The following is a 22,900-nucleotide window of genomic DNA, read 5'->3' as shown; positions in this document are numbered from 1 at the left end:
CCGCCTCCAATTTCATCTATTGAAAGATTAATGTGCAAGGGCTGGGTAAACGAGGGAATGTGGGCTGGATATGGCAGCAGGCACTATTGACCTGCCGCTATCTGGGTGGGCAAGCCTTATTGTGGTGAAAAATCTGGTAAATCCACCGTAAGAGTGGTTTTTTCGATTGGGCGCCCCTCCATGAACGAGTTGATGGTGTCTTGTATCTCTGGGGATGCCATAAATAAATTGTGACCGGCATTTTCTACTGTTACCAGTGTGGCATTACTAAGTCCTGCCATTGCCTCTTGCTGGCTCTCTATGTAAGTTCTGCCATCAAGAGTGCCACTGAATAGCAAAATGGGAATATTGCTATGGGGGTTGCTGCGAAAAGCATCACCCAGGTCCAACTGTTCAGCCAAACCATCGTAGTGATAGGAAAAGTTGAGGTAGTCACTTAACAGGGCGGTTTTTGCTTGCTCCTTCACTTCAGACTTTCGCTGTCTGCTTATACCTGAGGCTATATCTATTGCCGTTGGCATGGCACTCAGGGAAATTGGAGAGCCTGGACTCAAGAATCCATCGGGAAAGTAGCGTCGGGGAACTCGGTCGAAAGCCGGAACATGCCCCAAATCAAGAGCTCGATAGAAGCCTAACAAGTGGGCGACACTTTTGGGGTCGGCAATAAAAGCGGAGGCAATTTGTTGCATGTCTCTACGCTGAAGCAGGTACTCCAGAGTGTGGCCTTCCCGCTGAGGGATCTGGATTTTGACTGGGGCTCGCTCCAGCTTTGTGTGCACTCTATCGATAAGAACCTTGATGTCAGGGTAGGCCACTTTGGCTGCGGGTTGCTGGTCCAGGGCGAGTTGCAGTCGATCTAAATAAGAACCCGTTCGCGCGGGTAATTTAACAGTTTGATCCAGGCCTTCAGCACTGGAAAGGATCACTCTGTCTATGGAGTCTTCTATCTCACTTATTGCCGCTAGAGCAAGGTGGCTGCCGTAAGAAGTGCCCCATAACACAATCTTCTCTACCCCCAGATGTTGTTTCAGCGCCTCCAGGTCGCGAGCGTTTTCCAGGGTGTTGTAACCGGCTAGATCGACCCCCTTTTGATGCCAGAATGCTAGGCATTCACGCAGAGCTTCGCGATGATATTCGATGTATTGGCTATCAGTTGTTTTTTTCAGGGCGGGAACAACCTGCCGAGATTCACAGTGAGGCAGATCGTTGGAGCGGCCGGTGCCACGCTGGTCCAGGGCGATCACATCGCCGTACTCCCGCAAAGCCATAAACATATCAAAACGATAGTTGACGGCCATGATGCCCGATCCACCAGGGCCACCGGCAAGATAAATAATCGGCGGGCCCGACTTTTTTCCGGTTGCCGGAAAGCGTACATAGTGAAGTTTCAGCGAGCGGCTCTCCGGATTACTACGATTCTCTATTGCCTCAAAGAAGCCCTTATAGCCGTCTGCAGTCTGCTTATTCCAAGTCGTGAAAGTAAACGCCTCTTCATTAACAGGAGATTTGGCATGGGTGGTTGTTGTACCAACAAAGAGACTTAAAAGTAGAAAGACCTTTAAAAAATGGAGATTGAAAATAAAACTCATTGACTACAATCCTTCCCTAGAGTGAATTTTTTGTATTTTTATACTTGAAAAATCTTGATTGAGCCAGCTGATGGTAAAAGAGGTGAGTCTCTTACCTTTGCTGAAATAATTGAAACCCTTTCATATTCGTAAGCTTGGAGCTTTCAGTCTTGAATGTTATTGAGATTATGAATTGTCATTCAATTCAACCTCTTACTTCAATCGATGGTCCTATGGCTTGATTTCATAACTCTTTACTCTCCGAAGGGTATGCATTTGTACCATCTTGTGATTTGTTTGGTTGGCGCTATCTATATGTGAGGACGGCTTTGCATAGAATGATTGGCAATTCTGAGTTGATGAGCATTGGGAATCTATCGTTGGAACAAGGTGGGGGCGGCACAGTTTGCTTGAAAGGTCCTCGATTGGTAGATTAACTTCGATTAATTTTGTTGATACTCAGGTTGAGGATGAGAAGTGGGAAAATAGTTTTGGAGATTATTTGATTTTTTGCTCTCAGTTATAAAAAGGCGTTTCATTTTGCTCAAATAGTCCTTTCAAGCATTTATCAAAAAATTTTGTGAGGTTATTCTGTTAACTCTCCTTAACGTGGTTGTTTTTAATCTTCTTTCGCTGTGACCAAGTAGTTTTTATGTTTTGCTTGGCCTGATTTTTAGGGGGGAGTTGTTACAGATAAATAACAAGAATAAATTTCTGGATTTCGTGGATTTTGCATTGGTTGTTTGTCTAATCTTTTCTGTGTCTGGGGAGCACTAAATATCATTTGAATCACATGTGTGTTTCACTATGGATAATTTTTATCAAAAAGATATTTCAGCTTGGGTGGATAAGTATCGCCCAGGATTAAAACGATACTTTTCTTCTCGAGTAGCTTCAGCTGATGTTGATGACTTAGTGCAAGAGGTTTTTGCTCAATTACACTGGCACCTTAATCAGTCCGATATAGAGATAGAAAATCCAAGAAACTATATCTATACGGTAGCTAAAAATCTGTTGGTTAGTCACAGTCGGTACCACAAGTCTCGATGTCGAGCCTTCCATGAGTCACTTTCCCTTGATTATGAAATTCCCGATGTTATTACACCGGAGCGTACAGTAATAGGTATGCAGGATTGTCGGTGCGTCTTAAAAGCAATTCTGGGGCTGCCACCACGTGCAGGGGCGGCATTTAAATTTCACCGTTTTGAGGGGTTGACTTACCAGGATATTGCCGAACGCATGGGGATCTCCAAGGAATCTGTAAAGGAACTTATCCAGCGCGCATTAATTAGGGTTAGGCGGGCAGTGGAGGAGGTTTCATAACCTGTTTTTCTTGGATATTTAATCAGGCTATCATCCAATTAAAGATTGGTTAAGTACAAGTATTTTAAATTGCAGGTTAAGTCTATCTGTGCAAATTTTAGAATCTAGTACTTGAATTTACGCCTATTCACCTAAGCATATTGATGTTTGCCTCTCAAATAGAAAACTTCTCTACTTTTATTGTCTCCTTCATCTTCAGATGGTTTTTGCAGATTTAAAGATTTTCTAAAAAGCTATATTTATCCCCAATTGTAATTCCGCTTGCACTTACTTGAACTACACTCGAAAAGACCTTTTGGAGGCTAGTCTTTTTTATTTATGAAAGGTGAGAGCTTCCTGCTTGAAATAAGTTGCCCTTTTTAGTGAGTGTAACGCTGAGAAGGTGGAGTTTGTAACTTTTGGTCACCGCTATTGTTTGGTTGTGTTAATTGTTATTTTATTTAATCTCCTTGATTTCTGGGGGCGAATATTTAGTAAATGTGGATCTGAAAAATCTGGGGTTAGATCCCCCCGACTGTGCTGTAAATGCGTCTTAAACCTAGTTAGGCCTGAGATAAGGTGGTGTTTGGCTGACAGAAAAACAGAGAAAATATAATAGAGAGAATCAGAATGATGATGAGCCTGCGTAAGCAAAAAAATTTGATTGCACAAGCGATTCGTGCCACCAATCCGCTCAATCAAACAACGCCCTGGTACAGCGCTGCAATAGCCTGTCTGGTGATGTCTACCGTTTCCACTGCGGCCCTAGCCCAGGAGGAACAGGATACGGAAAGAAGTAGCCGCTCCAAACAGCCGATCGAGGAAGTGACGGTAACGGCCCAGAAAATTGAGGAGAGTATCCAAGATGTTCCTATTGCAGTTTCGGCACTCTCTGGGGATAGCATGGATGCCTTGAAGATCGAACGTGGTGAGGAACTACTACGGGCGATACCGAATGTAAACTTCTCCAAATCAAATTTTAGTACCTATAACTTTTCCATTCGCGGTGTTGGCACCAAGGCAGTTTCTGCCGCCACAGATCCTGCAGTGGCCGTGAGTTTTAATAATGCTCCATTGATTCGTAACAGGTTGTTTGAGCAGGAGTTTTTTGATGTTGAGCGGGTGGAAGTGCTACGCGGACCACAAGGCACATTGTATGGTCGTAATGCCACAGCTGGTGTGGTTAATATGTTGCCGGTTATGCCAGAGGATGAGTTTTCCTCTGAAATTAAAGCGGAGATAGGTAGTTATAATTCGAAGCGTACTAGCGGTATGTTTAATTTACCCATTGGGGAGACCATGGGGTTACGCCTCTCCGGTGCTATGACTAAGCGCGATGGATTTGATACTAATACCTATACAGACAATGACGTTAATGATCGTGATCTTTATTCCACTCGGGCAATTTTTGAGTGGGAGCCTTCAGAAACATTTAGCGCCAATCTAATTTGGCAGCATTTTGAGGAGGATGATAAGCGTTCACGTACAGGGAAGCAGCTCTGTACGACAGATCCAGGCGTTTCAATGATTGGAGATGTTGAAGTACCAGAAAATTTCACAGGTTTTTTTAGTCAAGGTTGTTTACCCGGCTCAATCTATAGTGATGAAGCATATGGTACAACCAATGCTAAGGGGCTTGCATTTGTTGTTGCTCCACAAGCACTTCTTCAAGGCTATTATCCGGTAATGAAGGAATTTCTTCCAAATCCTTATGCCAATGCTGAGCAGTCCAGGGATTTGCGTGAAATTGCTACCAGTTTTGATCCTGTGTTTCGCGCTGAGAATGACTTGGTACAGTTAAATTTTGCATGGGAAATGAGTGATACTCTTACATTTTATTCCCAGTCGACTTATGCCAAGGACGACTATTACTCTTCCCAAGATTACAACCGGTATGTGTCAGACTCGATTTTTAGTGATTCTACTGAATATGGATTGGATCCAGGCCCTACGCCCGGTGGGATCTATACCGATCCACAGTTAGGTCCTTCGGATGGCGTCTTGGCAGTGGATATCAGCCGATCTGATAACAAACAGTGGAGTCAAGAATTCAGATTGCAAACATCCTTTGATGGCCCTTGGAATTTTGTTGTGGGAGCTAATTACCTAGATTTTAAGACTCAGGATGATTATTTTGTATTTAATAATATGTTCTCCCTGATTGCCGAGCATGTATACAATGGCGTTGATGATCCTGAGGCTGGTTTGGGTACAGAGAATTGCACGGATCCTCAGAACATTGAGGGTTTTCAAGATTGTATGTATGTGGATTACAACTCATTAGAGAATATTGATGAGGAAGGTCATAATTATTTCCTCAGTCGAAATCTAGTGGAAACACGATCCTGGGCTATTTTTGGTGAAACCTACTGGCAAATTAATAATGATGTAAAGCTTACCACTGGTCTACGCTACACGAATGATCGCAAGCGTTCCACACCGGTGCCCAGTCAGTTATTACTTGGAACTGAAACTGATAATAATACCGGTGAGATCGTTCCTGGCCCTGCCTCTGGAGGGCTGGTTTATAAAGGGTATCCGGAGGGTGATGCCGTTACTCAAAGCTGGAAGGAGTACACTGGGCGCGCTGTACTAGACTGGCGTACAGATACGCCCTTTACCGATGAAACGATGCTTTATCTCTCCTTTGCCCATGGTTACAAAGGGGGCGGCACCAATCCCCCTCGCGCAGATATTGATCCCAACGTTGTGCAATACCAACCTTTAGATGAAACTTTTAAGCCTGAATTTGTTAATGCAATTGAAATTGGAACAAAGAATGTTTTACTTGATGGCAGCTTAACTCTCAACGCTAATGCTTTTTACTATGACTATAGCGACTATCAAGTTTCCCAAATTGTTGACCGTATTTCGTTAAACGAAAACTTTGATGCAGAGAGTATGGGGATTGAGCTGGAACTAGCATGGCAGCTTACAGATAACACTCGGCTAGATATGAATATGGGTTACCTAAAGACCCGTATTGCAGATGGTGAAGAGTCTATTGATGTAATGAACCGTACTCAAGGACATGAGGATTGGTTAGTTGTTCGTCCAAGTCTTCAAGTTCCTTCTAACTGTGTTGCGCCGAAAGATGTAGTGGAGGCGACATTTGCAATACCATACCCATTAATGCTTTGGGCTTTATGTGATACTACGGGTAGATGGGGTTCTTTCACACCGGAAATAGAGTCTAGCCAGTATTTCCATGAGTGGCTAAATATCGACCCCTATAACCCGCTCACTGATGCACCGAATGGAGCGAGAGGCTTTGCCGCCGATTTAAGTGGCAATGAACTGCCAAATGCCCCACGGTTCACAGTAAATTTGGGAGTGGAGCATACAATTCCTATCGAAGATTGGGACCTAACTTTGCGAACTGACTATTATCGTCAATCAGAGAGTTACGCAAGGGTTTACAATACAGAGTATGACCGTTTAAAGGCCTGGAGTAACCTCAATGCTTCAGTCAGTTTGAGTCATCCTAACTCAGAATTGTATATGCAGCTCTATGTGAAGAATATATTTGATGATGCACCGATCACAGACATGTTTACTAATAGTGATGACTCAGGTCTCACCACAAATGTATTTACTTTAGAACCTCGTATTGTTGGGTTCAGTATAAGTAAAGGGTTTTAAACTCTGAGATTATGGCTGATTGACAGGTTTAAATGTTAATTGCCTCTTTAAGAGCACCTTGATCTGTTGGATAGGTTCTTCTGACAAATTGAGGTGCGTTTTTAAATGTAAACTTGCTATTTGATAATTTGCCAGTTTTTTGAATATTTCTTTATGAATTTTTAGCCGATTGCTAAAGCTTAGGTTCTTTGGTTGGTGATGGGTGAGTTGAGGATAGTTAGGTTAGGTGGGTGTTTTGTTATAAGTCAATTAATTGTATAAGGGGCACCATCATGATTGCTGATAGTACCCCGTGCGTCTAAATTATAGGGGCTATCTAGGGTACAGTGAATGATGATTGTGGATTGGTAGATACAACGCCATTTATAACACAGGGAGATCCTGATCCAGTACTAGGTATTTGGGCATCATTAAAGGTAATTTTGCCTGTTGACTGGTCGAAACTTCCATTCAAATCTCCCGCGCAATTACCTGATACAGCTGCTACGTTTACATTTTTTAGGGTTACAGTATTGTTTGCATGTCCTACAAGGGCATATGGTAGCCCGCTAAAAGAAATAGTGCCGCAAATGTTAAGGAAACCTCCCGAGAGGGCCAGGCTTCCAACTGAGGCATCTGCTCCTGTAGAGTCGACACTTCCAGAAAGTTTACATTGAAGCAGGATACCTTTCTCTACTTCGAGGTTACCATCACTCGCTAGGGCGATTGCACCTGGGGGAGACCAGGTTTCTGCATTCGCCAGCCCGGCTACCCCAAAAGAGGCCAAACAGATAGAAGCAGCGGTAAGGATCTTTTTCATAATAATGGTGTTCCTAATATTTCTGTTAATTATTAATGCAGGCACATTACTTGATGCTTGGTCAATTTATATGCGCTACCTTTTGAAGCGTTCATCATCGCTGGAAAGTGATGAAACTTAGTTGACCTCAATAATAGGAGCCGACCCAGTTCCAACCCCTTCCATTTATAAAGACGAGTTGGGACGACCGTTGGGGGGATGTCTAGCCCAAATAGACGCAGATTTATTTGTGGGGCGTATTTCCTATCCTCAAACTCAATCTATTAATAGGTTGGTTTTATTTATGAATCGTGTGGGGGGGTAGGTTGGCGTACATAAGAAAAAGGTATTATATTGTTGATACTGACATTCGCAGATTTATATTATTTTTGTTCTGGGGATCTTTATTAAGGTTTTTGATGTGTTTTGAGTTGTGCAAAGATATAGGAATTTAGGATTTGTTCTCTCATTAAATTCAACGATTTAAAAGTGCTTATATAGCTTTTAGTTTGTCAGTTTTCTTAACTTTATTTCAATTCTTATTTCATGGTTTTTTATGAAATGGTTCCTCGGGGGTGTTATGACCGCTAATAACAAATCACTATTGGTGGCTGGGTCCCTAGTTCTGGGAAGGTTTTATTGATTGTAATTTTTCCATTGGGTCGATTTAAGCTACCGGTGTATTTCCAGTCCTGAGCAAATTAGGCAATATCGACTATTTATAGACTATCGTTAGTCTAATTTTCACTTGAGTTGGGAATTAAAGAAAATATATTTGAACATATCTAAATAGTTAGAAACCCGATGAAAAGTGTGAGGCTTCCAGTAAATGTCTTGTTGTAGATTGAATTAGCATCAACGGACAGCGTGTAATTTTGCATAGGTCTTTTTGTAGTGCTTTAAATATCTAAATTAACTCGGGCAGGCTTTTGTGGGGCTTAATGAGCGTGTATTTGGCATTAAAGGATAAAAGCTATCACGTTACTGGCTAATTTGAGGAAGTCCTTGGTGAAGGGCTACGCTGTACCAGTTTCTACTTCATAAGCCGTTTTTACTATGGCTGGGGACGGTTTTGTTTGGTTTTTGCTCTCCCTGCCCCGGACTCATATTGTTATACTCCGCGCCCTTGAAAGCCCCCCTATCTTATGACGGAGAATTTGATGTCTGATTCACAGTGCGACATTGGCTTTATTGGCGCTGGTGTGATGGGTAAGAACCTGATCTTGAACTTGGCTGATAATGGCTATCGGGTCTGTGCCTTCGATTTGGATCACAACCGGCTCAATGCACTGCTAGAACAGGATAAAAAGGAACGTGGTGATCGGCCTGCGCGTGTGGAAACCTGTAATTCATACACTGAGTTATTGGCTAAGGTCAAAGCGCCGCACTTGATCATTCTTTCTGTACCTGCAGGGGCGCCAGTAGATGATGTTTGTTGCAAACTGTTGGATGCTGGCCTCAAGGCTGATGATATTGTTGTGGACACGGGTAACAGCCTTTGGACTGACTCCGTAGAGCGTGCCAAGCGCTATGAAGGTAAGCTGATCTTCTTTACAACGGCAGTATCCGGTGGTGAGGTTGGTGCGCGATTTGGGCCGTCGCTGATGCCCAGTGGCGATCGCTACGCCTGGAGCCGTATCGAGCCCGTTTGGCACGCGATTTCGGCCAAAGTGGACAAGGCCAGTGGCCAGCCTATAGAGCGCTTTGAGCCGGGTAATCCGGTGAAAGAGGGTGAGCCCTGCGCGGCTTATATCGGCCCTATTGGTTCTGGGCACTATGTAAAAATGGTGCATAACGGCATCGAGTACGCGGATATGCAAATGATCTGCGAGGCTTACCATGTGATGCGCAGTGCCTTGGCGATGTCACCGGCGGAGATTGCCGAAGTGTTCCGTGAGTGGAATCGAGGCCCGTTAAACAGCTACCTGATTAATATCAGTGCTGAAGTGCTGTCCACCCTGGATTCTGTTACCGAACAACCGCTGGTGGATGTGATTTTGGATCGTGCGGGTCAGAAGGGGACCGGCCTTTGGACGGCTATCAGCAGTCTTGAAGTAGGCTGCCCTGCGCCGAGCATTGCCGAAGCGGTTTACGCCCGCTCCCTATCTACTCGCAAAATTTTGCGTACCCGCGCCGCGCAGAAACTCAAGGGCCCAGTTCTCACCCAGGTAGCGGCAGAGCAGCGTGAGGAAGTGATCCAGCAGCTGCACGATGCCCTTTACTGCGCCAAGATCTGTGTTTACGCCCAAGGTTTTGACCTGATGAAACTGGCTGCGCGGGAGCAGGGCTGGCAGCTGAACTTCTCGGAAATTGCGAGAATCTGGCGTGCCGGCTGTATAATCCGTGCGGTATTCCTGCAATCGATTAGTGACGCCTACGATCGAGACTCCAAACTCTCTAATTTGTTATTAGATGACTTCTTTACCCAGCAGATCGCCGACCACCAGGCTAACTGGCGCCAGGCAGTGGCGAGTGCAACTCTCAATGGCATTCCGGTGCCGGCGCTGTCTTCAGCTCTGAGCTATTATGACGCTTTCCGTTCAGAGTCCCTACCAGCCAACTTGCTGCAAGGGCAGCGGGACTTCTTCGGTGCGCACACCTTTTCACGGGTAGATCAGCCCGAGCAGCGCAAATACCATGTGTTGTGGGGTGAGCCGGGCCGACCAGTCGTGGAGATCTGAGCTTCAGAAAGCGACACTTTGACCTTGGGCGGGGCTTTCGTCCCGCTCAGGGTCAGGTTATTGTTCACTGCTCCATTCATTTCTTTTGCAGTAAAACAGGGCTATCAGAAGACCACTTCTTCTACTTCTCGCGCCAGCTCTTCAGCTTCAGAGTGGGAGGCTTTAGCGACCATCTCCTCTACGCTGGCAGATTCGGTATTAACGCCACCAAAGGCATTGAGTAGATCCTTGATTAGGGCTGAAATTTCCAGTGCCATTACTGCAAAATCTGCATCGAAGCGCTGCGCCGCACTTTCGGCATCGGTGTTATCTGCCTTTTCCAGCAGCTCATCGCTGAACTTTACCCGTTTCACGGAGAGTTGGTCGTCCACCAGGAAATCGACCCCGCCGCGCCAAACCAACCCTAATTTATGTACCTGCAGGCCAGCAACCAAGTGGTTGTGAATTTCCTCGGCGCATAGGTCTTGGTTTTTGCAGCGGATCACACTGCCGCTGTCCTTTGGGTCGCGCAGTTCGCATTCGTGCCCGAAATCAAATTGAGTGGGTGCCTCGGGAGCGGTGAGCCAGTGGGTCATTGTTTGTTGTGGCAGGTTTTTGGCTGATAGAGGGACTACCGCGAGGCTGCTAATGGCTTCGCGCAGATTTTCCAATAACTCTTCAGCGGCGGAGGCAGAGGAAGCATCAACCACTACCCAGCCCTCCTGCGGGGCGATATAAGCAAAGTGCAAGCGGGACTTGGCAAAAGCCTTGGGCCGCATTTCTAGCAGTACCTCATCTTTGAGGTTTTGACGTTCCTTGCGGCCCACCTGTCGGGCCTCTTTTTCTGAAATGGCCTGGGCCATTTCTTCTACTTTCTCATTGATAACGGCTGCTGGTAGAACTTTTTCTTGCTTCTTGGCGCAGACCATCAGGTAGCCATTGGTGGCATGTACCAATTGACTGCCGTGTCTGCCTAGGGGGGAGACCCAACCGTAGCGGACACTGTCCTGGCTACCGCAAGGCACAAATGCCTGGGCTTCCAGTAACTCGTTTAGTTTTTCGGCATCCAGAGAGAATTCTTTGGTTAAGCGGTAAATACGAAGGTTCTTAAACCACATACATCAGGCCATTTGGTGTTCAGTTGCGTGTGCGGACGTTAATTATGCGGAAACTGGGGCGCGGCAGCTAGTGAGCTGTTTCCAAATGACGAATTGGTTGTTTTTTGTCCGAAAATTTGGTGGGGCAGGATAGAATGTTCAGCATCAATGCCTGCAGAGATTGTAGGTTATTGTTCTTTCAGCAGGATGGTCGTAACGGGGCCGTTTTCTCTGTGAAAGCCTTTGTGGCTGAGCTGCAATAGTTTGAGTGCAGTCGCAGACACCTGGTTCTGTTAAAGGGTAGGGTCATCGGAGAACTCCCCTAACCGTTTAAAAGTAGGGGGCAGGGCTGCTGGCCAGATTTATCTGAGCCGGCCACACCACGCCAGTAGTCCAACCTTAATCCCATATTTCAGCAAGGCCAATTATTATTCTCTGTTTGCTAATGTGTTTTTAAGCCGCTGGGCGCTTATCGATATTAACCTTGAAGAGAAAGAGGTAAGCGGATTGACTTATATTTAGCAAGGGATTGCTTCGATATTTCCCGGATGGCTACTTGAATTGTTCGCGGAATCTGAAGCTGATTTAGAGGAGCAGTGTGTCGGTAATGAAGAATGCTATTTCCGTAAAACTGCTTGAAATATAAAAACAATTACATCATGGCATTCCCCACAGTCAGTCCGTGACATTTGTGGGGCTATATAATTACTGAATGCTCAGGAAGCGATTTTTAATGAAATACCTGTGCAGGCTTCCAATGCGGTCCAAATTACTCCCACGACGGCATTCCAGATTTTTTCTATGGTTACAGCGAGAAGGCCGCGGAGGGTTCTGGCAAAATTCAATGCCATATCCTCGATAGAATCAAGAAAGTAATCTCTCAAGTCCTCACCGATTTCGTTTTCCGCGATGGCTTTGGCAATCAATTTTGCCTGAAGGGCTAGAGCGGATAACTGGCGCTCTGAGAAGCCACGGATTTCTGTGATGTCATGTTCAATAACGGTAGAGGCTGCATCTTTAATATCTGAGATCAATTGGGTTACATCCAGTGACATGGCAAAGTCCTCAGCGGTTTAAGAAGGATTCGTAAGTTAAAGCCTGGTCCATAGAGATTACAACTTCATTCTTGAAAAGCGCCACAATGGTAGAGCGAAGCCCCTTATCTTCGTCTTCTTTGCGCATTCGATTAAGACTGCTAGAGATTTTTTTAAGTGAATTGACACTGGGTGGCTGCTCATTGAAAACGATATCTGCTCCTGTAGAACTCAAATAGTTGTTGATTTTCTTGAGTGTATCTTTATTGGGCATTGGCCGGGTGTTGGACTGCATCGCCAAGGCGTCAATCCTGCCAATTAATGCATGGTAGTTTTGGTCTCTTTTAGCATAGGAGTCTTTATCAGTACCATGAGAAACTGAGGAAAAGAACTGCATGAGTTCTGCATTTACCTCAGTGAGATCTGAATAGAGTTCCGCATCATATCTTGGAGCTAGCTGGGAGCAACTGCTAATGGCTAGAGCCAGAACTATGTATAACAGAGCGGATGCTACCTTGGGTGGGGTGGACAACATCTGTACTCTCCTTGCTGTTGACGTTTATGGATATTCTGATTGTTACTTCAAGTAAGCGATAGATGGATGGCTACTAACGCTCAACTTTCATTAAGCTGGTTCTAAGGCTTCTTCATTTTTACAAACTTTAGCTGAGTCCTGCCGTTCAAAATATGACAATAGAAATCTGACTGCTTCCTGATTGTCGAAATAGCGGGAATGTACTTTGGCCGCGATTTTATCTGGAAAAGTGCCATAAGAACCGATTACCCTCTCATAGCAATTACGGGCTTCAGGTACGGCTGAGCCGCTGGCAAACCAGTCGGAGTGGGATTTGATATCAATCCATTCAATCAGATCATCGCGCTGGGATAACTCTAGAACTTCGTTTTGTAGCCATCGGGCCTGTTTACCCAGAACCTCGATTAGTGAGCCCATGGTTAAAATACGCACTGGCGTGCCAAAGGAGGGAAGGTCTGCAAAGAGATCCACAGTAACTACGCTACCAAAGCTATGCCCGACTATTGTAACTGATTCATAGTTTTCTAAGTCTAGGCTGCTTTGCAGTTGCTCGCGCACACGTCTGATAATCTCAAAGCGCACAGCGGGTTTACCTCTGGCCGCGGGCTCATTGGTTAGGTAGCGCTTACAAAAATCTGAGATATCAACCAGTAGCGATACGGGCATGAGAGCGACAATCGCTGTTGCCACTGCCCAAATACGCCAGCCACCAATATATTCAACAGATCTTTTCAATTCCTCTACCAGAGGGAAGAATGGATTATCAGCGGCAGGTTCAATAGCTTCAACAAATAGTATAATGGTACCCAGGTACCAAACTATAAAGGCTAGTGCTGACAGGGTTAGCCCAAAGGTGAGGTATTTGCGCCGCAGTACCCCTTTCCAAATATGTAAATTAGCGAGCCAGAACCAGATAAGTGAAAAGCCCCTGGCGAGGCGAGTTTTTAATGTCTGTTGGGTAATACTGGGTACCAGGTCGTTCCAATAAGCTTCAACCAGGTCCAGTTCCATCTCCTGCCCTGCGGTGGTGGCTCGTAAACGCTGAACGCCCGGGGGAATAGTGGGCGCCGCAATGGGGGTGAGTGGTATACGCTCACTCGCGGCAATAAGTCCCTCTGTAAACTCGGACAATTGTGCAGTACTGGTGACACGGGTAAGTCCTGGTACCAGCATTATCAAGTTTCTTTTCATGGTACTTCCAAATGATAGTGTTGAGCCTCGGGCTGCTTCATTCTTTGAGTTAGTGCCCGTAGTTCAATGGCCTGAAGGGCCCTATATGTTTTGAGTGTTATTATGTTAAGAAACAAACTTCCTTTTATTCTTTGACGCACCAGTTTTGGACTGGTTATGCATACTCCGATGCTGAAAATTTGACCTGTAATTAGCTCGGGTTAGATCAAGAGGTATAAAAGTATGGGAATTGGTACATGTAAAGCGAGTCTTGCCCGATTTATATGTGATAGAGAAAGAGAAGTAAACAGGAAATTTTACAATAGTATGGCTTCTATACTAACGAATGAATGAGGCGCAGTTAGTGAGTTCGGAGAGATTTAAATTGAACCCCTGCCACCGTAGTTGAGTGCTAGCAGTGGCAAGTTTGGTAGAAAAAGTAGTTTAATCAACCACTTCTGTTTGCAGCTGGACAAGTATAAACTCATTGCCATACAGGTCTTCAAAATGGGCAAACTCAGCGTTGGAATCTGAGGTTCTTGGCTTAGTAAATTTTACTCCATTATTTATTAGGCGCTTATATTCATTATCAAAATCCTCTGTATAAATAACTGCACAGGGCTGACCCGCCGTCTGTCTGCCAACCTGATCCAATTGACTATTGGAGGAGGCTTGTAAGAGCCAAATACCCATGTCTTTTTGTTCGGGTAGGCGAAGGTGAACGAATCTTAATGGCGGAGCCTCTGAATCAATAAATACTTCGAAACCAAGTTTGTCACGGTAAAAAGTAATAGCTTCTTCGTAGTCACAAACAAGAATAACCAATCTTCCTATAGTGTTCATAAAATCCCGTCTTTGCTGATTGAATGTTGATAGAAGGGCTTGATATTAACTGGCTTTATTGTACTGAATACTACTGCAGTCAGAATTTGATTAAATCACAGCGTAGAATTATATGACAGAAATACTCCTGTCGTGCCTAAACACAAGGGGTTCTAATTAGATGTATCAAACGGTTGCTGTTCACGTTATCAGATAGTGAGATTCAGGATCGCTTTAAGGCTTGTGGGCGATCTTCATAATGAATCTTTAAGCGTCTTTTTATGGGGTTAGAGTTAGGTGGAAATATTCAGTTAAATCGTTTTCGTCTCTTTCCACATGTTGTCGTTTATTGTTGGCAGCTAAAGCTAGACTTGGCCATTAAAGATAGATGACTTGATCGTTATTGAAATAGAATTGATTAGCGGCTGATCGGTGTGGCTTTAAAAATTTAAAAGGAAATTAATGGCATGTATATCAGGGAAAAGATGATGGACAATAAATTTGTTCGCGGTTTACTTGGTACAGCTCTGATCTTGTTTGTTGGGTTGAGCCAAAGCAATGCCAGTGCCTGCACTAGAATTTTTTATGAGGCTGGTGATGGTTCTTATATTACAGGGAGAAGTATGGACTGGAGTGATACCACAGCTGCAATGGACTTTTGGTTGTTCCCAAAAGGGATGCAGAGAAATGGAGGTGTCGGTCAACAGTCGATAACTTGGACTTCGAAGTACGGTTCGGTAGTAATAAGTATTTATGAGGCGGCAACTTCTGATGGCCTTAATGAGGCAGGCTTGGCTGGGAATCTACTTTATCTGGCCGAGGCTGAATATGGGAACCCTCAAAAGCGCGGAAAACCGACCATTTCAGTTGGAGCCTGGCTTCAATATATGCTGGACAATTATGCAACTGTTGAAGAAGTGGTTACAGCGATGGAGGCAGATCCATTTACTGTGATAGGAGCTGATTTGCCTGATGGTAAGCCCGCTACTGCGCATATTTCAATCTCCGATCCCAGTGGGGATTCTGCGATATTCGAGTATATCAATGGAGCACTACAGGTCCATCATGGCAAACAATATAAGGTCATGACCAACTCTCCGATATATAGCCAACAACTGGCGATTAATACTTATTGGAGCCAGATTGGTGGTGAGAATTTTCTGCCAGGTACCATAACTGCAGCAGATCGTTTTGTCCGTGCTAGCTTTGCCCTTGAGTCATCACCAAATTTTAAAGATCATCGAAAGGCAATTGCCTCAGTCTTCTCACAAATACGCGCTGTGAGTGTGCCACTGGGTATGAGTGATCCAGGGAAACCTAATATTGCCTCGACCCTGTGGCGTTCAGTGATAGATCAAAAGAGAATGCGATATTACTTTGACTCAGTGATTAATCCTTCGGTGGTTTGGTTGGATTTTAGTAATTTAGATTTTAAAAGTGGGGCGAAGGTTTTATCTATGAAACTGGATACCCCGAGTGATATTGGTGGTGAAATATCTTCGCAGCTTAAGCCGGCAACTCCCTTTAAATTTCTTGCGCCAAAGAGTTAACCGGAGTTAAAAAGTCACATTTAACTAGGTTATAAATGGAGTTGATCTCAGTCTCTTTATAAATAGGGGTGGATATGAAAGATACAATGACTATACGTAATATGCAGCGCCCTGAAGTCGATGTCTTGGTACATTGGGCAGCTCAAGAGGGCTGGAATCCAGGATTGCATGATGCTGAAACTTTTTGGCAAACGGACTCTAAAGCATTTATCGCTGCACTGGTTCAGGACAAAATGATAGGTGGTGGTGCTATTACCTCGTATGAGGGAATATATGGCTTTATGGGCTTCTTTATTGTGAAGCCAGAGTACCGAGGATTGGGGCTTGGTCGTAAACTTTGGTATTTCCGTCGTCAACGAATGCTTGAAAGGTTAAGCCCAGGAGCTTCAGTGGGGCTGGATGCTGCATTCCAGATGCAGGATTTCTATGGGGAAGGCGGCTTTAAATTCTCTCATCGCAACTTGCGTTTTAGTATGGCCGTGCCTTTAAAAGTGGCTTCAAATAGTAGTGGAAATTTTGAAATATTACCTCTTGCAGAGATTCCTTTCGATCAGCTTCTTCAATATGACATGACCTGCTTCCCTGCAGGAAGGGAAAAATTCTTGCGTACTTGGCTGAATCAAGAAGGGGCTCAGGCTTTGGGGGTATTGCAATCGGGAACGTTGAAAGGTTATGGGGTAATTCGCCGCTGTGGTGAAGGTTGTAAAGTGGGCCCTTTATTTGCCAATAACGGTCAGTTGGCTGAAGCGCTATTGATTGAATTGACAAAGTTTTCTTCAGGAGGGGCTGTATTTTTGGATGTGCCGGAAAATAATCAAGAAGCCATGGCTTTAGTTAAAAAATATAATATGAAAGAGGTATTTGGTTGTGCGCGTATGTACCTAGGCTCTAAGCCCAATATTGCTCATGAGCGTATTTTCGGTGTAACAACCTTTGAGCTGGGTTGATGATTGTGCGTGACTTAGAAGGCTATGCAGGGCAGCCTCCGGATCCAAAATGGCCGAATGGGGCCAGGATAGCCGTTCAATTTGTACTGAATATAGAGGAAGGCGCTGAATCTTGTGTTTTAAACGGGGATGATCAATCGGAAGCTTACTTACATGAACTCTTTGGTAGGGAGCCGCGTTTAGGGGAAAGAGACCTCAGTGTTGAGAGTATGTATGAGTATGGTAGCCGGGCTGGCGTGTGGCGTATCCTCAATATCTTCAACTCGAACCAACTCCCACTAACGGCCTTCGCCTGTGGGTTGGCACTGGAATTGAACCCAAGTGTGGCACAGGCATTGGTAGCCGCAGGTCATGAAATAGCAGGGCATGGATATCGCTGGTTAGATTATCGCCATATTGATGAAGCCGTTGAGCGAGAGCATATACGAACAACCCATAAATGCATTGAAAGACTAACTGGAGAGAGAGAAGTTGGTTGGTATATTGGTCGCACGAGTGCTAATACCCGCAAACTTCTAGGGGAAGTTTCCCAGGTCCTCTATAGTTCTGACTCCTACAGCGATGACTTGCCATACTGGAGTTACACCCCAAAGCCTAGGCTAATCATTCCCTATAGCCTTGTGAATAATGATGTTCGATATCTTTTCCCAAATGGCTGCGCTTCGGCAGAAGATTTTTTTCAAATTTTAAAAGATGCTTTTGATCTTCTCTGGCTAGAAGGGGAGAGTCAGGCGAAAATGTTAACGGTTGGCTTACATGGCCGAATCAGTGGCCACCCCGCTCGTGCAATGGCTTTACTCCAATTTATTGACTATATCCAAAATCATGAAAAAGTTTGGATTTGTAGAAGGTCAGATATTGCCAAACATTGGATTTCTCAGCACCCTTCAGCGGGGGGGAGTAGTTAACCTTATTAAGCTCTTTGTGTTGTCGAGGTCAATAGGGTTTTTCAACTGTCATAGGAAATGTTGTTAATTTATAAGAGGCTGGCAGCAATTGATACTTCATAGATCTGCCAGCGGCTTTTATTCTCTGTTTTTACTTAAATACCGTTGTTAATACTGACTGCTGGAGACTGAAATATTTCCGTTTTTCCTCTGCTCAATCATGGTAAATGGAAGCACTATTGTGTCAGTTGCGGTGGAAAAGAGGCTGTCTACGAGGTACACGCCGAGAAGTAAGTCGACATTTATTGATTCACTGTCTGAATGCATTTTACATATATTGTAGGAGAGACCGCTGTAGACTCTCGGGATGGATTCACAGTTGGATTTTTGCCGTTTTAAATTTGCAGAAATTTCACGGTCTGTGCTGGAGAGGGTGGTGAAAGTCCCACAGCCCGTTAACATAAGAGAGCAAATTGCTAGACTGATAGTTTTCATTAATATCGTTCCCTGTGAATGTTTAGAATTGATAGCCGAAATGTAGTTTTAGCTCGGTCCCATCTCTGAATGAGCCATCTTTATTAGTTTTTAGGTAGGATTTTCCCAAACTGATACCACCTAAGAGGCTGGCCTCGTCATATCTATTGAAGAAGTAAGTGTAAGATCCTGCGATATAGCTTTCATAACGTCCTTTATATTTGATTCCAGATGATGGTTGATTATTCGGCGATGCGCTGAGAAGGTTTGAATTTTCATAAATATAATGTTCCCAATCTAGCTCTTTTGTTCTTATAAGTAAGCCGAGGGAGTGTTTCGGGTTCAAGCTTCTTTCCCATCCAAGGGTTATTCCATACTCTTCATCAAGGTTGTCGGCCAGCCCTCCTCCGATATAAAAAGTGTCGGCCCCATAGGTGTTTGAGTACTTGATACCTAAAAGGCCTCCATATTGTGTACCTACACCAAAGCTAAAGTGGTTATTCAGATTTGCAGAGGCGAATGCGAAGGAAGGGAAAAGAATACCGGCAAAAATCACACTTTTCATAGTTCTTCCATGTTGTGTTAAAGCGATTCTATTGACCTAAGGTATTCAAGGGAAGTTCCATGGTGGTTTCTAGAGTAAGAATTTTTATAAAGGCGCTGAGCACTCTTTGGAAAATGAAAAATATTTTATTAATTGATGGGGTAAAAAAGTAAATCAGATTGAGAAAGAAGACTGCTGACTAGATTTTTTCTTGTTGGGGGTCGCCTGCCCACTTAGATGATTTGTAGTGGGCAGGCAATAAAAAAGGATGATACTGTTAAAGATAGCTCTATAGGTTGATCGTTAAGCTAGCTACGGGCAGGAATGGCCTGCACAACTTTAATAAAATAATCCCAGAAGTTAGCCACACTCTGGATATGCACTCGCTCTTCGGGTGAGTGGGCGCGTCGGATAGTGGGGCCGAATGAGACCATGTCCCAGTTGGGGTATGGCTTGGCTAAAAGACCGCATTCCAGGCCGGCGTGGATGACTTTTACTTCTGCATGTTCCCCAGTCATTACCTTGTACACTTCCCGCATCATGGCAAGTAGTGGTGATGCTGGGTTTGGCGTCCAGCCGGGATAGGCATTGCCCAGTTTGGTTTTTGCACCGGTCAGCTCGAATATGGCGGCTACGTCGAGTCCATGGTGGTCTCGGGCGCTGTCGGAGAGGCTGCGTACCAGGCATTGCATCTTTACTTGATGTTGGCCGTTTTCTTCAACAGTTACCACACGAGCCAAGTTGTTGGATGTATCGGCAATACCATCCAGTGCGGTGCTCATGCGTTCTACACCGTTGGGGCAGGCGCGAATAGCACGGATTAATTTCAGCTGGCTCGCTTCATCCATAACGCTGCTCGGTGCTTCGGCTGCTTCTAAGCAAATCTCCAGCGCTGCTTCATTGTCGAATTCGCGTGTAATTTGCGCGCTCTCTTGCTCAACAATTTCCTGTAACTGTTTCTGTGCGTTATTCGGTACAACCAGAGTGCTGAAAGATTCCCGAGGGATGGCATTGCGCAAGCTGCCACCATCGAGGCTGGCAATGCGCAATTGGGGAATGCTTCGCTGAGCGGTATCAATAACACGATTGGCAATTTTATTGGCGTTACCGCGACCTTTGTCAATGTCCAGGCCGGAGTGCCCACCGCGTAGACCGCGTACAGTGAGTTTGAAAGCCTGAGCATCAGCCATCAGAGGCTCGGCGGTGTAGGGTAAGGCGGCATTAACGTCCACTCCACCGGCACAGCCGATGTAGAGTTCTCCCTCATCTTCGGTATCGAGATTTAACAGCAGGTCTGCTTCGAAATAACCTGGCTTAAGATTTTTCGCTCCGGTCATACCCGCTTCTTCATCAATAGTCAGCAGTGCTTCCAGGGCTGGGTGCGGGATATCTGTAGATTCCATCAGGGCGAGGATGGCAGCTACACCGATGCCGTTATCGGCCCCCAGGGTGGTGCCTTCTGCGGTTACCCACTCACCATCGATATAGGGTTTGATGGGGTCCGTCAGAAAATCGTGATCAGTATCGGCATTTTTCTGCGGCACCATATCCACATGGCTTTGCAGTGCCAGTGTCTGGCGGTTTTCCATGCCGGGGGTAGCCGGCTTCTTGATAATGACATTGCCAATTTCGTCGAGCTGAACTTCTAAGCCGCGATTCTTGGCAAATTCCACAATGTGTTCGACAACGCGGTCTTCATGCTTGGATGGGCGGGGAATTTCACAGAGTTTGGCGAAGTGTTGCCATAGCGGTTTAGGGTTCAGCTCAGCAATATTGCTCATTGGTGGCCTCGGGCATTGTTATGGGTTGGTTTTATGCTCTGCGTTTAAATTGGCGCAGCTAGGGCATAACAGTAAAGAGCCCGGCGGGTGCCGGGCTCTTTGGGGTTCTACTTGGCTTATTTCTCTATAGCCATTTCGTTTGCTGAAGTTTCAGGTAAGAGCTCCAGGGAGATGCGGCGTTTATCGACATCTACAGAGGAAACTTTAACGCTGATAGTTTGTTCCAGCTGGTAGCTCTGTTCGTTGTAGGTAAGGGTAAGGTGCTTGCCGTCAAAATTCGGCAGGTTCCTTTTATCCCCATTTAGGCGAACAAATCCATCAATACCAAATTCGTCCAGGCGCACACCGAGACCGGCGCCATTGACCAGGGTGATCTTGCCGCTGAACGCCTGTCCAACCTTGTCCTGCATAAATTGGGCATAAAGCCATTGCTCGAGCGCACGATTGGCCTGGCGGCCGCGGGTCAGGCTGTCCTGCAGGGCTTCGATCTGTTCGTCACCAAGCGCCGCAGCAGGGCCGTCTTGTTGGGCGGCACGCAGTACCCGATGGTTATGCAGGTCGTTGTATTTGCGAATGGGGGAGGTCGCAGTGGCGTAGGCTTCAAGGCCTAGACCTAGGTGCGCTCCCGCTTTGTTGTCGAGTTGGCCGGGGCGCAGCATGCGCTTCAGAACCGACAACAGGTTTTGCATCTGTGCATCGCCATGGCTTTCCAGATACTTAACCAGGGCTAGGTAATGTGGCAATTCGCCGAGGTCTTGCTCTGCATGCTCCGGTAGTAACTCTTTGAGTAGGCTGCGTACCTCACCCATGCGCTCCTCGCGAAAACCCAGGTGTACCGAGAAGCAGCCCTGTTGCAGCTCAGCCAGTTTGCCGCCAATGCTGATATTTGTGGCGAGCATGGCTTCTTCCACCATGCGCTGTGCAATATTGCGCTCCTGCTTTTCGATACGAGCGATCTTGCGCTTGTCGTCGAGGTGAATCTCGTAATCGGGGCGGTCTTCCATCGCCAGGGAGTGATTTGCACGATAGGCAGAGCGAGCTTCAAAAACGGCAGCCAGGTTGTGCAGACTTTGTTTTTGCTCTTCTGGTACGGCGGATTCGTCGCCCTCAATGAACTGGCTCACTTGGATGTAGCTCAGCTTGTGCTGGGAGCGAATCGCAGCAAATTCATAGCGGCTCTCGCCCAGGCTGCCATCAGTGTTGATATCAATATGAACCACCAGGGCCGGGCGCAGTTCTCCAGGTACCAGGGAGAACAGGTTTTCACACAGGTTACGCGGCAGCATGGGTAGGGTTTCACCGGGCAGGTATTGGCTGTGAGCGCGCTCGAACGCCTCTTTGTCCAAGGGGCTGCCGGTTTCTATCACACTGGAGGGGTCGGCGATGGCGATATGCAGGGTCCAGCCTTCGTTGCGGGTGGTGACGGCGAGGGCGTCGTCCATATCGCGGGTACTTTCCGCATCAATTGTGGCAAAGCCCAGTTCAGACAGATCCTGGCGCTCGGAGATCACTTCGGCGAGTTGAGCGCTGATTTCTTGCGCCTGGGCCTCCGCAGGTTGGCCAAACTGCTCAGGCAATTTGAATTGCGCTACTACATAAGCATGCTCAATACCGGGGATATCGGGCTTGCCAATGACCGTCTCCACTTTTGCCTGGGCGCGGCCATCTTTGAATGGGTGTCGATTGATTTTACAGGCGATAAACTCTCCCGGCTGTGCTTTACCGCGGGCCTTGGGAGGCAGGAAAATCCAGCGCGACAAGCCGTTCTGGCTGGGCTGGATAAAATGCCCCTGGCCCCGTTGGACATATTGCCCAACCAGATAGTCGAGTTGGCTTTCGATCAGTGTATCCAGCTCAGCGCTGAGCTTGCCTTTTTTCTCTTCCGTGAGGCTGACGCGGACACGATCACCTGGGAAAACCCGTTCCATCTCATTGGGAGGTAAAAAAGCCTCGCGTCCATCTTCTAGCTCCACAAAGCCAAATTTGCCGTTGCTGCCGCGAACCCGGCCCTCGGCAAACTCCTTACTGGAGCGAATATCTGTTTTCAGTTGTGAAAGTTGTTTCAGAGCGTCGGCATTCAGCATCGAGTTGATCTCTCGGGGGTCGATT

At 45.9% G+C, this 22,900-nt stretch carries 17 protein-coding genes; 6 read left to right on the top strand and 11 right to left on the bottom strand.

Annotated features, from left to right (window positions below):
• Positions 1-116: 116 nt before the first annotated feature.
• Positions 117-1,589 carry an alpha/beta hydrolase gene (locus ACJJIJ_RS11390; RefSeq protein ID WP_444937445.1) on the bottom strand — a complete coding sequence of 491 codons (1,473 nt, stop codon included), beginning with the start codon at positions 1,587-1,589 and terminating at the stop codon, positions 117-119.
• A 786-nt stretch (positions 1,590-2,375) separates the two neighbouring features.
• Here ACJJIJ_RS11390 and ACJJIJ_RS11385 point away from each other — a divergent pair.
• Complete coding sequence (locus tag ACJJIJ_RS11385) at positions 2,376-2,891, top strand: RNA polymerase sigma factor (RefSeq protein ID WP_252082484.1); 516 nt, start codon at positions 2,376-2,378, stop codon at positions 2,889-2,891.
• Between the two features lie 609 nt (positions 2,892-3,500).
• On the top strand, positions 3,501-6,512 hold the full coding sequence (locus ACJJIJ_RS11380) for a TonB-dependent receptor (protein ID WP_444937444.1): 3,012 nt from the start codon (positions 3,501-3,503) through the stop codon (positions 6,510-6,512).
• A 316-nt stretch (positions 6,513-6,828) separates the two neighbouring features.
• Here the strand turns inward: ACJJIJ_RS11380 and ACJJIJ_RS11375 are convergent, their stop codons facing one another.
• Complete coding sequence (locus tag ACJJIJ_RS11375) at positions 6,829-7,311, bottom strand: PraA/PraB family alkane oxidation protein activator (protein ID WP_444884255.1); 483 nt, start codon at positions 7,309-7,311, stop codon at positions 6,829-6,831.
• Positions 7,312-8,450: 1,139 nt separating this feature from the next.
• Here ACJJIJ_RS11375 and gnd point away from each other — a divergent pair.
• A complete protein-coding gene (gene gnd / locus ACJJIJ_RS11370; protein ID WP_252082477.1) occupies positions 8,451-9,971 on the top strand; it encodes an NADP-dependent phosphogluconate dehydrogenase in 1,521 nt (506 codons plus the stop codon).
• 104 nt (positions 9,972-10,075) lie between these two features.
• Here gnd and rdgC read toward each other — a convergent pair whose 3' ends face one another.
• The 5 genes from rdgC to ACJJIJ_RS11345 form a co-directional block, all read right to left on the bottom strand.
• On the bottom strand, positions 10,076-11,068 hold the full coding sequence (gene rdgC, locus ACJJIJ_RS11365) for a recombination-associated protein RdgC (RefSeq protein WP_444937443.1): 993 nt from the start codon (positions 11,066-11,068) through the stop codon (positions 10,076-10,078).
• A 695-nt stretch (positions 11,069-11,763) separates the two neighbouring features.
• A complete protein-coding gene (locus tag ACJJIJ_RS11360; RefSeq protein WP_252082473.1) occupies positions 11,764-12,102 on the bottom strand; it encodes a hypothetical protein in 339 nt (112 codons plus the stop codon).
• Positions 12,103-12,112: 10 nt separating this feature from the next.
• On the bottom strand, positions 12,113-12,616 hold the full coding sequence (locus ACJJIJ_RS11355; protein ID WP_444886769.1) for a hypothetical protein: 504 nt from the start codon (positions 12,614-12,616) through the stop codon (positions 12,113-12,115).
• A gap of 90 nt (positions 12,617-12,706) precedes the next feature.
• Complete coding sequence (locus tag ACJJIJ_RS11350) at positions 12,707-13,807, bottom strand: alpha/beta hydrolase family protein (protein WP_444937442.1); 1,101 nt, start codon at positions 13,805-13,807, stop codon at positions 12,707-12,709.
• A gap of 423 nt (positions 13,808-14,230) precedes the next feature.
• Complete coding sequence (locus ACJJIJ_RS11345) at positions 14,231-14,629, bottom strand: VOC family protein (RefSeq protein WP_444937441.1); 399 nt, start codon at positions 14,627-14,629, stop codon at positions 14,231-14,233.
• A gap of 446 nt (positions 14,630-15,075) precedes the next feature.
• Here ACJJIJ_RS11345 and ACJJIJ_RS11340 point away from each other — a divergent pair, with 446 nt between their 5' ends.
• From ACJJIJ_RS11340 to ACJJIJ_RS11330, 3 genes are all read left to right on the top strand, one after another.
• A complete protein-coding gene (locus ACJJIJ_RS11340) occupies positions 15,076-16,158 on the top strand; it encodes a bile salt hydrolase (protein ID WP_444937440.1) in 1,083 nt (360 codons plus the stop codon).
• A 74-nt stretch (positions 16,159-16,232) separates the two neighbouring features.
• Positions 16,233-17,105 (top strand): GNAT family N-acetyltransferase, encoded by an 873-nt coding sequence (locus ACJJIJ_RS11335; RefSeq protein WP_444937439.1) that lies wholly within the window; start codon positions 16,233-16,235, stop codon positions 17,103-17,105.
• Between the two features lie 5 nt (positions 17,106-17,110).
• The gene (locus ACJJIJ_RS11330; protein ID WP_444937438.1) at positions 17,111-18,013 is read left to right on the top strand and encodes a polysaccharide deacetylase family protein; all 903 of its coding nucleotides are present in this window, start codon (positions 17,111-17,113) and stop codon (positions 18,011-18,013) included.
• Positions 18,014-18,160: 147 nt separating this feature from the next.
• Here the strand turns inward: ACJJIJ_RS11330 and ACJJIJ_RS11325 are convergent, their stop codons facing one another.
• From ACJJIJ_RS11325 to ACJJIJ_RS11310, 4 genes are all read right to left on the bottom strand, one after another.
• Positions 18,161-18,454, bottom strand: a complete 294-nt coding sequence (locus ACJJIJ_RS11325) for a YceK/YidQ family lipoprotein (RefSeq protein ID WP_353505491.1) — start codon at positions 18,452-18,454, stop codon at positions 18,161-18,163.
• Positions 18,455-18,509: 55 nt separating this feature from the next.
• The gene (locus tag ACJJIJ_RS11320; protein ID WP_444937437.1) at positions 18,510-19,031 is read right to left on the bottom strand and encodes a hypothetical protein; all 522 of its coding nucleotides are present in this window, start codon (positions 19,029-19,031) and stop codon (positions 18,510-18,512) included.
• A 287-nt stretch (positions 19,032-19,318) separates the two neighbouring features.
• Positions 19,319-20,791: an aminoacyl-histidine dipeptidase gene (locus tag ACJJIJ_RS11315; RefSeq protein WP_444937436.1), complete on the bottom strand. Its 1,473-nt coding sequence runs from the start codon at positions 20,789-20,791 to the stop codon at positions 19,319-19,321.
• A 116-nt stretch (positions 20,792-20,907) separates the two neighbouring features.
• The gene (locus tag ACJJIJ_RS11310) at positions 20,908-22,875 is read right to left on the bottom strand and encodes a VacB/RNase II family 3'-5' exoribonuclease (RefSeq protein WP_444937435.1); all 1,968 of its coding nucleotides are present in this window, start codon (positions 22,873-22,875) and stop codon (positions 20,908-20,910) included.
• Positions 22,876-22,900 lie beyond the last annotated feature (25 nt).

The organism is Microbulbifer mixtoriginis (SeqCode) (assembly GCF_052467945.1).
This window is presented reverse-complemented; position numbering and strand designations above follow the sequence as displayed.

What these genes read in the sequence shown, in the direction of transcription:
- ACJJIJ_RS11335 (WP_444937439.1), top strand. Translation starts at nt 16,233, where the DNA reads ATGAAAGATACAATGACTATACGTAATATGCAGCGCCCTGAAGTCGAT.
- ACJJIJ_RS11355 (WP_444886769.1), bottom strand. Translation starts at nt 12,616, where the DNA reads ATGTTGTCCACCCCACCCAAGGTAGCATCCGCTCTGTTATACATAGTT.
- ACJJIJ_RS11325 (WP_353505491.1), bottom strand. Translation starts at nt 18,454, where the DNA reads ATGTTAACGGGCTGTGGGACTTTCACCACCCTCTCCAGCACAGACCGT.
- rdgC (WP_444937443.1), bottom strand. Translation starts at nt 11,068, where the DNA reads ATGTGGTTTAAGAACCTTCGTATTTACCGCTTAACCAAAGAATTCTCT.
- gnd (WP_252082477.1), top strand. Translation starts at nt 8,451, where the DNA reads ATGTCTGATTCACAGTGCGACATTGGCTTTATTGGCGCTGGTGTGATG.
- ACJJIJ_RS11390 (WP_444937445.1), bottom strand. Translation starts at nt 1,589, where the DNA reads ATGAGTTTTATTTTCAATCTCCATTTTTTAAAGGTCTTTCTACTTTTA.
- ACJJIJ_RS11320 (WP_444937437.1), bottom strand. Translation starts at nt 19,031, where the DNA reads ATGAAAAGTGTGATTTTTGCCGGTATTCTTTTCCCTTCCTTCGCATTC.
- ACJJIJ_RS11345 (WP_444937441.1), bottom strand. Translation starts at nt 14,629, where the DNA reads ATGAACACTATAGGAAGATTGGTTATTCTTGTTTGTGACTACGAAGAA.
- ACJJIJ_RS11380 (WP_444937444.1), top strand. Translation starts at nt 3,501, where the DNA reads ATGATGATGAGCCTGCGTAAGCAAAAAAATTTGATTGCACAAGCGATT.
- ACJJIJ_RS11315 (WP_444937436.1), bottom strand. Translation starts at nt 20,791, where the DNA reads ATGAGCAATATTGCTGAGCTGAACCCTAAACCGCTATGGCAACACTTC.
- ACJJIJ_RS11340 (WP_444937440.1), top strand. Translation starts at nt 15,076, where the DNA reads ATGTATATCAGGGAAAAGATGATGGACAATAAATTTGTTCGCGGTTTA.
- ACJJIJ_RS11350 (WP_444937442.1), bottom strand. Translation starts at nt 13,807, where the DNA reads ATGAAAAGAAACTTGATAATGCTGGTACCAGGACTTACCCGTGTCACC.
- ACJJIJ_RS11360 (WP_252082473.1), bottom strand. Translation starts at nt 12,102, where the DNA reads ATGTCACTGGATGTAACCCAATTGATCTCAGATATTAAAGATGCAGCC.
- ACJJIJ_RS11310 (WP_444937435.1), bottom strand. Translation starts at nt 22,875, where the DNA reads ATGCTGAATGCCGACGCTCTGAAACAACTTTCACAACTGAAAACAGAT.
- ACJJIJ_RS11385 (WP_252082484.1), top strand. Translation starts at nt 2,376, where the DNA reads ATGGATAATTTTTATCAAAAAGATATTTCAGCTTGGGTGGATAAGTAT.
- ACJJIJ_RS11375 (WP_444884255.1), bottom strand. Translation starts at nt 7,311, where the DNA reads ATGAAAAAGATCCTTACCGCTGCTTCTATCTGTTTGGCCTCTTTTGGG.